Raw genomic sequence first — 12,646 nt, 5'->3', positions numbered from 1 at the left:
CCGCTTCGCGGTCGGTGCGGTCCCCTAGTCGGGAGAGAAGGTCGGGCGCAGCGCGCAGCAGCCGGTCAGCACCGACTCCTCGCGTGCCGGGATCGCGCCGACGCCGGGGGGCGTCACGCGCACACCGGCGATGTCGGCCCACGCCAGGGAGGACGTGCTGCCGCCGGCGGGCGCCGGCGGCGCGTCCGCTCCGGAGGGAAGATCGAACGGACCCGGTACCGGCGTGCCCGGCACGGCCGGGTCGGCGGCCGCGACGGTCGACTGCTGCGCGGTCGTCGCCGACACGGTCGCGGCATCGACTGACGCATCGGTCGACGCGGTGGTCGGTGCGGCATCGGCCACCGTGCCGGACGGGCCGGCCGAGGGAGCGGTCGAGGTGTCGCCGGCAAGCGCGGCGCCGGCGGACACGGCGCGGTCGCGGACGTCGTCGGTGGCGACGGTGTCCCGGTGCGCCGGCGTGACCAGCGCGTCGACCACCGGCTGGACGACCGGGGCGACGGGCGTGGGCGCGACCACGCGGACGATCGGTTCGACGACGGGCCGCAGCACCGGTTCGAGAACGGGGCGGAGTTTCGTGGCGGTCAGCGCCGAGTCGACCGTGCGGACGACCGTCCGGGTCACCTCGCGCACGACCGGCTGCTCGACGACGCGGGTCACCGTCCGCTCGACCGTTCGGGTCACCGTCGTGACCGCCGGCCGCACGACGCGCTTCACCGTCGGCTCGACCACGGTGCGGTCGAGTTCGGGAGCGGTGGAACGGACGGCGCCGCGGACGGTGTCGTCGACGCGGCGGACCACCCGGTCGAGGCCGCGCACGACGTCGCGGACGGCGTCGGCGGGACGCTCGGTGGCGTGCTGGTGGGCCGTGGCGGCCGGGCGCTCGGGAGCCGGACTGTCGGGCGTCCGTGCCGACGCGGACTCGCTGTGCATCGCGAGCAGGAGGATCCAGAAGCCGCCGGCCAGAGCGGCCAACAGCAGCGCGCGCCGCAGCAGGCGGGGCGTGCGGGCAGCGTGCGGCACCGGCGCATCGGCGCCGTGCATCGCAACCGCCACCACCCGAGGCATCCGCCCACCCATCGCCTTCGACGACGCCGGACGCCGCGCGGCACGACTCGTGCCTACGCAGCGTTTCCGCTGGACCCCCGTGACGACGAGGCTAGGCACAGACCGCGAAACGTGCATCTCGGATCGTTTGCGCACTTTCGCGAAATGGACTAGTGATGACGCGTAACAACGGTGAACGGGGGTCACCGCCGAGAGGAGAACCCCCGTGAACCCTGACCTCGCCCGCGAGACCCCCCGTGCCCGGCAGCGCCGGCAGGTACAGAACGACATCCTGGCGATCGCCTGGGAACTGCTCGGTGACGGTGGCGCGGAGGCCGTGTCGGTCGCGGCGGTCGCGGCGCGCCTGGGTCTCACCGCACCCGCCCTCTACCGCTACGTCCGCGACCGCGACGAGATGGTGTCGCGGTTGCGGGCGCGGGCCGCGGACGAGCTCGCCGCCGCGGTGGTCGCCGCGACCGGAACGACGCCCGCGCCGGGCACGGCGGGCGACCCGTCCGGGATCGTCGCCACCGCGATCCGCGACTGGGCGAGGTCGCACCACCACGCCTACCTGTTGCTGTTCGGCCCGGCTCCGGGCGAGCTGCCCATCGCCGTCGCGGCGGCGGAGGCGAGGGCCCTCGACGCGATCGCCCGCGCCGTCGGACGGGACGACCCCGAGCCGTCGGCCCCGCTCCGCGCGCACCGTCCCCGGCCGGGCGACGGACGGACGCCGCGGCCCGCCCGTCCGCCCGTCGAGCCGACGGCGCGGGCACGGTCGCTGTGGACGCGGGTGCACGGCGTGGTGCTGCTCGAGCTCACCGGACACCTGCGGGTGCCGGGCGACCCGGACGCGGTCGCCACCCACCTCGCGCGCGAGGTGGCAGCGCCGACGTAGGCCGGGTCAGCCCGGGTCAGCCGGCGTGGAAGCGGTTCTGCGCCGCCTCGACGCCTTCGGCGAGCACGGCCTCGACGGCGTCGGCGGCACGGTCGACCTCGAAGGCGAGGTCCTTGCGCTCGGCGGCGCTGAAGTCGCGCAGCACGTAGTCGGCGGGGTCCTGCCTCCCGGGCGGGCGTCCGATGCCGAAGCGCACCCGTGCGTACTGCGGCCCGCCCAGCGCGGAGGTGATCGACTTCAGGCCGTTGTGGCCGCCGTCGCCGCCGCCGCGCTTGATGCGCAGCGAGCCGAACGGCACGTCGAGCTCGTCGTGCACGACGACGATGCGCTCGGACGGGATCTTGAAGAACGCGGCGACGGCCTTCACCGGCCCGCCGGACTCGTTCATGTACGAGCGCGGCTCGGCGAGCACGACCGGCAGACCCGCCAGTCGTCCCTCGACGACGTCGGCGCGGCTGCGGTGGGACTTGAACCGGCCGCCGACCCGCTCGGCGAGCAGGTCGACGACCATGAAGCCGGCGTTGTGGCGCGTGCCGGCGTACTTCGGCCCGGGGTTGCCGAGACCGACGACCAGGTACCTGTCGTCGGCCACGGCAGCGGGCGGTGTCGGGGTGGAGCGGGCCTACTCGGACTTCTCGTCCGAGTCGCCGCCCTCGGCGCCGTCGCCGGACTCGCCCTCGGACTCGCCGGACTCGTCCTCGGGGGCGTCCTCGACGATGCCGAGCTCCTCGGCCGCCTCGGCGACCTCGGCCTCGAGCTCGGCCTCGGTCGGCGCCTCGGCGATCGCGAGGATGAGGATCTCGCCGTCGGTGACGAGCGAGGAGCCGGTCGGCAGCTCGACGTCCGCGGCGGTGATCTGCGAGCCGATCGCGAGGCCCTCGATGCTGACCTCGAACTCGGTCGGGATGTTGGTGGCCTCGGCCTCGACGGAGACGGAGGTGTTCTCCTGGTTGAGCAGGCCGCCCGGCGCGACGTCGCCCACGATCGTGATCGGGACGTCGACGGTGACCTTCTCGCCGCGGCGGACGGTCAGCAGGTCGACGTGCTCGAAGTAGTTCTTGATGGGGTGGCGCTGGATCGACTTCGGGATCGCCAGCTGCTCGCCGCCCTCGATCTCGAGGGTCAGCAGCACGTTGGAACCGCCGTTGCGGATGGCGGCGGCGAAGTCACGGGCCGGCAGGGCGACGTGCTTCGGGTCCTCGCCGTGACCGTAGACGACGGCGGGGACGAGCCCGGCCCGGCGGACGCGGCGCGATGCGCCCTTGCCGAACTCGGTGCGGGTCGCGGCGGACAGACGGACCTCGGACACAGCGGTACTCCTCGAACGAAAGACAGACAGACAGATGGGCGTGCGGTGTCGCGGGCGCGGAACGCGCGCCGTCGATCGACACCGCGTCGATCACGGACGCTGTCGGCGGCGGACCACCGGCAGTCCCTCGCCGGGCAACCTCGCCAGAGTACCCAGCCGCCCCGGTGGCTCCCAATCCGGGCTCGGCCCGCGCGCTCACTACGCTGGCGCCGTGCCCCACCGCCCCGCCCGAGACGCCGTCGCCGGCGGGACCACCGTCGCGGTCCGGGTGCCGGCCAAGGTCAACCTGCACCTCGGGGTCGGCCCGCTGCGCGCGGACGGGTTCCACGAACTGGTCAACGTCTTCCACGCCGTCGACCTCGTGGACGAGCTCGACGCCCACCCCGGCGACGGCGTCTCGCTGCGCATCGGCGGCGAGGGTGCCGACCACCTCCCCACCGACGGCGACAACCTCGTCTGCCGCGCCGCGCAGCTGCTGGCCACCACGGCCGGCGTGCCGGCGGACGTCCGCTTCGAGCTGCTTAAGGCCATCCCGGTCGCCGGCGGCATGGCCGGCGGGTCGGCGGACGCCGCGGCCGCCCTCGTCGCCTGCGCGCGGCTGTGGGGCCTCGACCTCGCGGCCGACGAGCTGCACGCCCTCGCCGCGCAGCTCGGCAGCGACGTGCCCTTCGCCCTGCTCGGCGGCACGGCGATCGGCACCGGGCGCGGGGAGCTGTTGCGTCCGGTCCCCACCGCCGCCGACCTGCACTGGGTGTTCGCCCTGGCCGACACGGGCGTGTCAGCCGGGGCGGCCTACGGCGAGCTCGACCGGCTGCGGTCGTCGGGCCTCGCGCCCGAACCGCTCGGCCCCGCCGGTCCGCTGCTCGACGCGCTGGCGGCCGGCGACGTCGACGGCATCGCCGCCCGGCTCGGCAACGACCTCGAACCCGCCGCGCTCAGCCTGGTGCCCCGGCTCGCCGACACCCTGGCCGCGGGCGAGGCCGGGTCGCTCGCCCGGCTCGTGTCGGGGTCGGGCCCGACCTGCGCGTTCCTCTGCGAGGACGCCCGCGCAGCCGCCGCGCTCGCGGCGCACCTGGAGTCCGCCGGCGTGTGCCGCTCGACCCGCACCGCCCGTGGCCCGGTGGGGGGCGTGGCGTGAGCGCACCGCTGAACCTCGTCAACCTCGAGGGCGTCGGCAAGACCTACGGGACGACGGTGGTGCTCGACGCCGTGTCGCTGGGCGTCGGCGCCGGCGAGCGCATCGGCGTGGTGGGGCGCAACGGCGGCGGCAAGTCGACCCTGCTGCGCCTGATCACCGGCGACGAGCAGCCCGACACCGGACGGGTCACCCGCTCCCGCTCCGTCCGCATCGCGACCGTCACCCAGCGCGGCGACCTCGCCGCGGCGAACGTCCGGCAGGCCGTCGTCGGCGACGCCGCCACCCACGAGTGGGCCGGCGACGCCGCGGTGCGCGCGGTGCTCGGCGGCCTCGGCCTGGCGACCGTCGGGCTCGAGGCCGAGGTGGCCCGGCTGTCCGGCGGGGAGCGGCGCCGTGTGGCGTTGGCCGCCGCGCTCGTCAAGGACGCCGACCTGCTCGTGCTCGACGAGCCCACGAACCACCTCGACGTCGAGGGCATCACCTGGCTCGCCGGGCACCTGCGCTCCCGCAAGGGCGCGTTGCTGGTCGTCACGCACGACCGGTGGTTCCTCGACGCGGTCGTCGAGCGGACGTGGGAGGTCGGCGACGCGACCGTCCGCCCGTTCGACGGCGGCTACGCCGCCTACGTGCTCGCCCGGGCCGAGCGGGCCCGGCAGGCCGAGGCGAGCGAGGCGCGCCGCCAGAACCTGCTGCGCAAGGAGCTCGCGTGGCTGCGCCGTGGCGCGCCGGCACGCACGTCCAAACCGAAGTTCCGCATCGAGGCGGCCGAGTCGCTGATCGCCGACGTGCCCGAGCCGCGCAGCGGGGTCGAGCTGAAGGCGCTCGCGCAACGCCGCCTCGGCCGGCAGGTGGTCGACCTCGACGAGGTCACGGTCACCGTCGGGGGCACCCGCACCCTGCTCGACCACGTGACCTGGCACGTCGGCCCCGGCGACCGCATCGGCGTGGTCGGCGTCAACGGCTCGGGCAAGACCCACCTGCTGCGCCTGCTCGCCGGCGAGCTGACGCCCGACTCGGGCACCGTCCGCATCGGCCAGACCGTGCACATCGGCCACCTCACGCAGGAACTCGTCGACCTCCCCCTGGACAAGCGGGTGCTCGAGGCGGTCAGCGAGGTGCGCGAGCGTGCCGAGCTGGGCGGTGTCGAGCAGACGGCGGGGCAGCTCGCCGAGCGGTTCGGGTTCCCGAACGAGCGCCAATGGACACCGGTCTCGGACCTCAGTGGCGGCGAACGGCGACGGTTGCAGCTGCTGCGCCTGCTGCTGGCCCAGCCCAACCTGCTGCTGCTCGACGAGCCGACCAACGACCTCGACACCGACACCCTCGCGGAACTCGAGGACCTGCTCGACGGCTGGGCCGGCTCGCTGGTCGTGGTCAGCCACGACCGGTATCTGCTGGAGCGGGTCTGCGACGTCGTCGTCGCGCTGCTCGGCGACGGGTCGTTGATCATGCTGCCCGGCGGGGTCGAGGAGTACCTGCAGCGCCGGTCCGCGGTCGTGTCGGCACCCACGGCGGCGGACGAGCGGCGCGAGAGGCGGGGCGACACCCGGGCCGCGCGCAAGGAGCTCGCCCGGCTCGAGCGGCGGGTCGAGACCCTGCAGCGCAAGGAGACGACCCTGCACGCCGCGCTGGCCGAGAACGCCACCGACTACGCGAAGGTGGCCGAACTCGACGCCCAGCTGCGCGAGGTCGTCGGCGAGCGGGAGACCACCGAGCTGCAGTGGCTCGAGCTCGCCGACGAGCTCGGCTGAGACCTACTTCTTCGGCTCCGGCGCGTCGGCGGCGGTGCTGTCGTCGAGCTCGGGGACGTTCGGCGTCGTGCCCGACAGCGTCGCGAGCATCTGGCGGACGTTCGACAGCTGCGCGTTGATCGCGTTGCGTCGCTGCACGGCGGCGGCGAGCTCCCGGTCGGACTCGTCGCGGATGCGGTCGGCCCGCGCGGTGGCCTCGGCGATGATCTGCTCGGCGCGCTGCTCGGACTCCGCCTGCAGCTGCGCCGCCTTGCGCTGCGCCTCCTTCGCCATCGCGTCGGACTCGCCGCGGGTCTTCGCGACGAGGTCGCGGGCCTCCGCGAGCTGCTGCTCCATCTCGTCGGTGCGGTCCTGGAAGATCTGCTCGGCGGTGTCGCGCCGCTCGGCCAGCGTCTTCTCGAAGTCGGCGGACGCCTTGGACGCGCGGGCGCGCTGCTCCTCGTAGAGCGCCTCGGCCTCGCCGCGGCGGGCCATCGCCCGGCGCTCGGCGTCGTCGATCATCTGGTCGGCGCTGCGCTTGGCCTCCTCGACGATGCGCGCCGCCTCCTGGTCGGCGGTGTCGCGCGTCTCCTGCGCGTACCGGTCGGCGTCGGCGCGGGCCTTGCCGGTCTGCTCCTCGGTCTCGGCCAGGCGGCGGTCGACCTCGGCGACGGCGGCGCTGCGCATCTCCTCGGCCTCCTCCTCGGCCATGGCGAGGATGCGTCCGATGCGCTTGCCGAAGTCGTGGAAGGTGGGCTCGGCCGGCGGGGCGGGCGGCGGCGCCGGCTTGGACGGGGCGGCGGCCAGACGCTTGTTCTCGTCGGACGCGGCGGACAGCTGCGCCTTGAGCGCCTCGACCTCGCGGGCGGCGGCGTCGGCGCGCGACTGCGCCTCGGACGCGGCCTGGTTCAGTTCGGCGAGGTGGCGGTCGACCTCGTGCGGCTCGTATCCCCGCATCACGGTGCGGAACGTGCTGCTCGTCTGATCGGTCATGAGGTGCGTGCGCTCTCTCTCGTCGCGGTGGGCCGGTGGTGGCACCGTACTGTCGAATCGTCGAAAACGGGCATTGATGGGTCGTTCAGGGCAATTCGGGCGGACGGTCCCCCGACGGTGCGGACGGCGCGGACGGCCGCGGCGACGCCCCGGCGGACGCTAGGGCAGCCGACCCGTTCGGCGCCACGGCCGACCGGCCCGGTTCGGCAGGCTGATCGTCGGCGTCGGGTTCGCCGGCGTCGGGTTCGTCGGGGTCGGGTCCGTCGGCGTCGGGTCCGTCGCTCAGGCGGGCGCCCGGCGGCAGCACGGGGGCCGGGCGGACGTCGGCGAAGGCCTGGCGGACGGCCTCGGCGTCGGCGGCGTCACCGGTGCGCTCGGCGACGGCGAGGGCATTGATCACGCCCGACAGGTCGTTGAGCTGATTGCTGATCTCGTCGCGATGGGCGGTCAGGACGGCGACCTCGGCCCGCGCGTCGGCGAGCAGGGTGCGGGCGGCGGATCGCATCTCGTCCGCCTCCGCGCGGGCGGCGGCGATCTCGCGCGACGCCTCGTCCTGCGCGGAGCGTCGGGCCTCGCGGGCCTCGCGCTGGACCCGCTCGAGGTCCGCGGCGGTCTGGTTGCGGATGGCGCGGGCACCGGCCTCGGCCTCGGCGAGCCGGCGGGCGGCGCTCTCGTCGGCCCGCCTCGCCTGCGCGTCGACGTCGGCGAGGATGCGCTCGGCGTCGTCGGCGGCCTCCTGCCGGATGGCGGTCGCGTCCTGCTCGGCGCGGGCCCGTTCGGCGGCACACTCGGCGGCCACCTCGTCGCGCTCGCGGGCGATGCGGGCGGCGTGCTCCTCCTGCTCGCGGCGCAGGTCGGCGCGGGCGGCCTCGGCCTCGGCCCGGGCAGCGGCGGTGTGCTCGTCGGCGGCCGTCGTCGCCGCCTGCCGGATCTGCTCGGCGTCCTTCTCGGCCGCGGCGAGCAACTCGGCCATCGTCCGCTGGGTCCAGGCGGTCTGCTCGGCGGCGGCGGCGTTCTCGGACTCGATCGCCTCGCGCGCGTCGGCCAGCAGTTGCTCGGACCTCGCGCGCGCCTCGGCGACGAGCCGTTCGGCCTCGGACTCGGCCCGGGCGACGGCGTCGTGCGCCTGCGAGCGGATGCGCTCGGCCTCGGCCCGTGCGTCGCGGACGGTCTCGTCGGCGCGCTGCTGCGCCTGCTCCTGGTCGGCGGTGCGGCGCTGCTCGAACTCGGCCCGGAGGCCGTCCAGGTGTTCCTGGTGCGCGGTGCGGGCAGCGTCGAACTCGGCGTCCAGAGCTGCCGTGCGCTCGGCCGCACGGGCCTCGGTCTCCTCCTCGCGGCGCCGGGCGGCGGCGATGATCGCCTCGGCCTGCTCCCGCAGTACCCGGGCGGCGGCGCGGGCGTCGTCCGACATCCGCTGCGCATCGGCCCGGGCGTCGGCCAGCAGGACGTCCGCCGCCTGCTCGGCTCGCGAGGTGACCAGGGAGGCCTGCGCGAGCGCGTCGGACACGATCGCCTGCGCCTCGTCGTAGGCCGACAGCGAGCTCAGCTCGCCGCGGCGCGGGGCCGGTGGGCGGGTGTCGTCGGCTGCCGCTCGGGCGTCGGCGGGGTCCGGTCCGGGCTCGCGGACGGCGTGCCGTCCGCCGTTCGGACCGGTGTCGCCGCCGGAGCTCCACGGCTGCTCGCCGGTGCCGGCGAGGGTGGGGACGACCTGGGTCGCGTCGTCGTCCCGGTCGGTCATGGCGACATCGTGGCAGGCCCCTGTTTCATCCGCACAACGGCCCGCGCGGTCCGGACAGTCGCTGCCGGACGGTCACTGCCGGACGGGCGGGTGGTCGGGTGGGTGGTCGCTCAGTCGGGCGAGGTGCGTCGCAGCGGGCGCGGCTCGGGTTCGAGCCGGGCCAGGCCGTTCCAGCCCAGGTTGACGAGGTGTGCCGCGACCTCCTCGCGCGGCGGCGTGCGTTCCTCCAGCCACCACGTGCCGGTGAGCGCGACCATGCCGACCAGCATCTGCGCGTACATCGGGGCGAGCTCGGTCGCGATGCCGCGGCGCTGGAACTCCCGTCCGAGGATGTGTTCGACCTGGTTGGCGACGTCGTTGAGCAGCAGCGAGAACGTGCCGGTACTGCCGATCGGCGAGTCGCGCGACAGGATCCGGAAGCCGTCCGTCTCCTCCTCGATGTAGGTCAGCAGCGCGAGCGCGGCCTGCTCGACGAGGTCGTGCGGCTGGCCCGAGGCCAGCGCCCGGGTGAGCCGGTCGAGCAGGTCGCCCATCTCGCGGTCGACCACGACGGCGTAGAGACCCTCCTTGCCGCCGAAGTGCTCGTAGACGACGGGCTTGCTGACCCCGGCCCGGGACGCGACCTCCTCGATGGACGCCGCGTCGAATCCCTTCTCGGCGAACACCGACCGTCCGACGGAGACGAGTTGCTCGCGCCGCTCCCGGCCGGTCATGCGCACCCGCGTGCGTCCACTGCCGTCACCACTGCCCGCCGTCACCAGGCCAAGATAGGCGCATGCCCGACACCGACGAGTTGACGTACGTCAGCTACCTGCGGCTGCCCGAGTTGCTGGCGTGCCAGTCGCCGCGCACCGACGAGCACGACGAACTGCTGTTCGTGATCATCCATCAGGTCTACGAGCTGTGGTTCAAGCAGACCCTGCACGAGACCGCGCTGCTGCAGCGGCGGCTCGAGGACGTCCAGCCCGCGGCCGCCCTCGCGACCGCGCGCCGGGTCGCGAAGATCCTCAAGACCATCGTCGGGCAGCTCGACGTGCTCGAGACGATGACGCCGAAGCAGTTCGCCTCCTTCCGCCCCGAGCTGGGCGGCTCGAGCGGGTTCCAGTCGGAGCAGTTCCGCGAGCTCGAGGCGACGCTGGGCCGCCGCGACCTCGCCGGCGAGCGCGACCCGGGCACGACGGCGGCGCTGCACCGGCGCTCGGTGTTCGACTCGCTGCTGCGCTGCCTGGCCGGCCTGGGCTACGACGTCCCCGCCGCCGCACTCGAGCGCGACCCGTCCGAGCCGTGGCCGGCCGGCGACCCGGACGTGCTGGCGGTGCTGTCGGCCGTCTACGACGACGACACCTCCGCCGCTGCCGAGGTGTGCGAGGCACTGGTCGACATCGACGAGGGCATCCAGGAGTGGCGCTACCGGCACGTCAAGATGGTCGAGCGGATCATCGGCCACCGCATGGGGACGGGTGGCTCGTCGGGTGCCGACTACCTGCGCTCGACGCTGTTCCGACCGGCGTTCCCCGACCTGTGGGAGGTCCGCGGTGCCTGACATCGCCAGTCGCGACGACGCCGTGCAGGCCGACGCCGACGACGCGCTCGCCTTCGTCCGGGCGCAGTTCGAGCTGCCCGAGAGCGTGCTCTACCTCGACGGCAACTCCCTCGGTGCGCTGCCGACGGGGGTGCGCGAGGCGGTCGCCGACACCGTCGAGCGGCAGTGGGGGCGCGACCTGATCCGCTCGTGGAACGCGAACGGCTGGTGGACGCTGCCGGGCCGCGTGGGCGACCGCATCGGCGCGCTGATCGGCGCCGCGCCGGGACAGGTGGTGTGCGGCGACTCGACGTCCGTGCAGCTGTTCCAGGCGTTGACCGCCCTCGCCCGGCTGAATTCCGGCCGACGGGTCATCGTCACCGACGGCGGCAACTTCCCCACCGACCAGTACCTCGCCGAGTCGGTCGCGCGGCTGCTCGGGCTCGAGCTGGTGCGGGTGTCGCCGGACGCCGTCGGCGCGGTCCTCGAGGCACGCGGCGCGGAGGTCGCGCTCGTGTCGTTCCCGGCCGTCGACTACCGCACCGGCGAGCTCTGGGACGCGCGCGGCATCACCGATGCCGTGCACGCCGTGGGCGGGCTGATGCTGTGGGACCTCGCGCACGCCGCGGGCGCGGTGCCGTTCGACCTGGACGGGCTCGGCGCGGACGCCGCCGTCGGGTGCTCGTACAAGTACCTCAACGGCGGTCCCGGGGCGCCGGCGTGGATCTACCTGCCGCACCGCCACCAGTCGTCCGCCGACCTGCCGTTGACCGGCTGGCACGGTCACGCGCAGCCGTTCGCGCTGACGTCGTCCTACGCCCCGGCCGAGGGCATCGAACGGGCTCGCATCGGCACGCCCGCACTCGTCTCCATGCGCGCGCTCGACGCCGCGCTCGACGTGTTCGACTCGATGCTCATCGAGGACGTCCGCGCGAAGTCGCTGCGGCTGACGCAGCTGGTGATCGACTACGTCGACGCGCACCTGGACGGCGTGGGGGTGGCCACCCCGCGCGAGCCTCACCGACGCGGTTCGCAGGTGGCGTTGCGCGTGCCGGGCGACGGCGCGGCGTACGCCGTGACCCAGGCGCTGATCGCCCGCGGCGTCATCGGCGACTTCCGCGAGCCGGACATCCTGCGGCTCGGCTTCGCCGCGCCCTACCTGTCGTTCGCCGACGTGTGGGACGCGATGGAGATCCTGCGCGACGTGCTCGCCACCGGTGAGTGGCGCGACCCGCGCTACTCCGAGCGGGCCGCCGTCACCTGAGCGTCCGCGGCGGCGACGCGCAGCTTCTCGAGGCGCTCGGGCTTGGGCCAGCGGACGTCGGTGGCCCAGCCCAGCTTCTCGAACAGCCAGATCGTGCGGGCGGACGAGTCGAGCTGGCCGCGCAGCACGCCGTGGCGGGCGGCCGTCGGGTCGGCGTGGTGCATGTTGTGCCAGCTCTCGCCGAAGCTGAGGATCGCGAGCGGCCAGAAGTTGGCGCTGCGGTCACGGGCGGCGAAAGGCCGGTCGCCGATCATGTGGCACACCGAGTTGATCGACCAGGTGACGTGGTGCAGCAGGAAGACGCGCACCAGCGAGGCCCAGAAGAACGCCGAGAGCGCGCCGGCCCACGACATCGTGATGAGACCGCCGAGCAGCGGCGGCAGGAACATCGACACGAGCACCCACACCGGGAACAGCTTCTCGACGGCGCGGATGTCCTTGTCGTTCATGAGGTCGGGCGTGTACTTCTCGCGGTTCGTGTGCTCGAGGTCGAACAGCCAGCCGATGTGGGCGAACCAGAATCCCTTGACGAGCCCGGCCTTCGTGTCGCCGAAGCGCCACGGCGAGTGCGGGTCACCCTCGTGGTCGCTGTACTTGTGGTGCCGGCGGTGGTCGGCGACCCACCGGATCACCGGGCCCTCGACGGCCAGCGACCCGGCGATCGCCAGGGCGGCCCGCAGCGGACGGTTCGCCTTGAACGAGTTGTGCGTGAACAGCCGGTGGTAGCCGACGGTGATGCCGAGCCCCGACACGACGTAGAAGGCCAGGAACAGCGCGACGTCCGTCCAGCCGAGCCCCCAGCCCCACGCGACCGGCACCGCGGCCAGGAAGGCGAGGAACGGGACGACGACGAAGACATAGAGCATGGCCTGCTCACCGCGTCGCTTCGTTCCTTCGAACGTCGGCTTGGGGCCGCCTGCGGGCGGCGTGGGGCGGTCGTCGAGCAGCGTCATCGGCGGCCTCTCTCGTCTCGGCACGGGGGTCTGGATGGCGGGCGGGTTTCTCCACCTCGG

General features: G+C 74.3%; 12 protein-coding genes. 5 read left to right on the top strand and 7 right to left on the bottom strand.

Going from position 1 to position 12,646, the window contains the following annotated elements; translation table 11 throughout:
- Positions 1 to 24: 24 nt before the first annotated feature.
- Positions 25 to 1,065: a hypothetical protein gene (locus ACYVP9_RS00405; RefSeq protein WP_460602707.1), complete on the bottom strand. Its 1,041-nt coding sequence runs from the start codon at positions 1,063 to 1,065 to the stop codon at positions 25 to 27.
- Between the two features lie 205 nt (positions 1,066 to 1,270).
- On the opposite strand from ACYVP9_RS00405, the gene ACYVP9_RS00400 reads away from it, so the two are divergent.
- Positions 1,271 to 1,939 carry a TetR-like C-terminal domain-containing protein gene (locus ACYVP9_RS00400; protein ID WP_460602706.1) on the top strand — a complete coding sequence of 223 codons (669 nt, stop codon included), beginning with the start codon at positions 1,271 to 1,273 and terminating at the stop codon, positions 1,937 to 1,939.
- 16 nt (positions 1,940 to 1,955) lie between these two features.
- Here ACYVP9_RS00400 and pth read toward each other — a convergent pair whose 3' ends face one another.
- Both pth and ACYVP9_RS00390 read right to left on the bottom strand, forming a co-directional pair.
- On the bottom strand, positions 1,956 to 2,531 hold the full coding sequence (gene pth / locus ACYVP9_RS00395; protein ID WP_460602705.1) for an aminoacyl-tRNA hydrolase: 576 nt from the start codon (positions 2,529 to 2,531) through the stop codon (positions 1,956 to 1,958).
- 30 nt (positions 2,532 to 2,561) lie between these two features.
- Positions 2,562 to 3,248, bottom strand: coding sequence for a 50S ribosomal protein L25/general stress protein Ctc (locus ACYVP9_RS00390; RefSeq protein ID WP_460602704.1), 687 nt, complete (start codon positions 3,246 to 3,248; stop codon positions 2,562 to 2,564).
- Between the two features lie 211 nt (positions 3,249 to 3,459).
- Here ACYVP9_RS00390 and ACYVP9_RS00385 point away from each other — a divergent pair, with 211 nt between their 5' ends.
- Both ACYVP9_RS00385 and ACYVP9_RS00380 read left to right on the top strand, forming a co-directional pair.
- Positions 3,460 to 4,386 carry a 4-(cytidine 5'-diphospho)-2-C-methyl-D-erythritol kinase gene (locus tag ACYVP9_RS00385; RefSeq protein WP_460602703.1) on the top strand — a complete coding sequence of 309 codons (927 nt, stop codon included), beginning with the start codon at positions 3,460 to 3,462 and terminating at the stop codon, positions 4,384 to 4,386.
- On the top strand, positions 4,383 to 6,137 hold the full coding sequence (locus ACYVP9_RS00380; protein ID WP_460602702.1) for an ABC-F family ATP-binding cassette domain-containing protein: 1,755 nt from the start codon (positions 4,383 to 4,385) through the stop codon (positions 6,135 to 6,137). The genes ACYVP9_RS00385 and ACYVP9_RS00380 overlap by 4 nt, the downstream gene beginning before the upstream one ends.
- Before the next feature lie 3 nt (positions 6,138 to 6,140).
- Here ACYVP9_RS00380 and ACYVP9_RS00375 read toward each other — a convergent pair whose 3' ends face one another.
- The 3 genes from ACYVP9_RS00375 to ACYVP9_RS00365 all read right to left on the bottom strand — a co-directional run bounded on the left by ACYVP9_RS00375 (position 6,141) and on the right by ACYVP9_RS00365 (position 9,560).
- Positions 6,141 to 7,109 carry a DivIVA domain-containing protein gene (locus ACYVP9_RS00375; RefSeq protein WP_460602701.1) on the bottom strand — a complete coding sequence of 323 codons (969 nt, stop codon included), beginning with the start codon at positions 7,107 to 7,109 and terminating at the stop codon, positions 6,141 to 6,143.
- A gap of 85 nt (positions 7,110 to 7,194) precedes the next feature.
- The gene (locus tag ACYVP9_RS00370; RefSeq protein ID WP_460602700.1) at positions 7,195 to 8,847 is read right to left on the bottom strand and encodes a coiled-coil domain-containing protein; all 1,653 of its coding nucleotides are present in this window, start codon (positions 8,845 to 8,847) and stop codon (positions 7,195 to 7,197) included.
- A 110-nt stretch (positions 8,848 to 8,957) separates the two neighbouring features.
- Positions 8,958 to 9,560, bottom strand: coding sequence for a TetR/AcrR family transcriptional regulator (locus ACYVP9_RS00365; protein WP_460604255.1), 603 nt, complete (start codon positions 9,558 to 9,560; stop codon positions 8,958 to 8,960).
- A gap of 62 nt (positions 9,561 to 9,622) precedes the next feature.
- Here ACYVP9_RS00365 and ACYVP9_RS00360 point away from each other — a divergent pair, with 62 nt between their 5' ends.
- Both ACYVP9_RS00360 and kynU read left to right on the top strand, forming a co-directional pair.
- On the top strand, positions 9,623 to 10,390 hold the full coding sequence (locus ACYVP9_RS00360) for a tryptophan 2,3-dioxygenase (RefSeq protein ID WP_460602699.1): 768 nt from the start codon (positions 9,623 to 9,625) through the stop codon (positions 10,388 to 10,390).
- A complete protein-coding gene (kynU, locus tag ACYVP9_RS00355) occupies positions 10,383 to 11,633 on the top strand; it encodes a kynureninase (RefSeq protein ID WP_460602698.1) in 1,251 nt (416 codons plus the stop codon). Before ACYVP9_RS00360 ends, kynU begins: the two co-directional genes overlap by 8 nt.
- On the opposite strand, the gene ACYVP9_RS00350 is transcribed toward kynU, so the two are convergent.
- Entirely contained in the window at positions 11,606 to 12,586 is a 981-nt protein-coding gene (locus tag ACYVP9_RS00350) for an acyl-CoA desaturase (protein ID WP_460602697.1), read from the bottom strand. The two genes, kynU and ACYVP9_RS00350, sit on opposite strands and share 28 nt — an antisense overlap.
- Positions 12,587 to 12,646 lie beyond the last annotated feature (60 nt).

Source organism: Jatrophihabitans fulvus, assembly GCF_054781375.1.
This window is presented reverse-complemented; position numbering and strand designations above follow the sequence as displayed.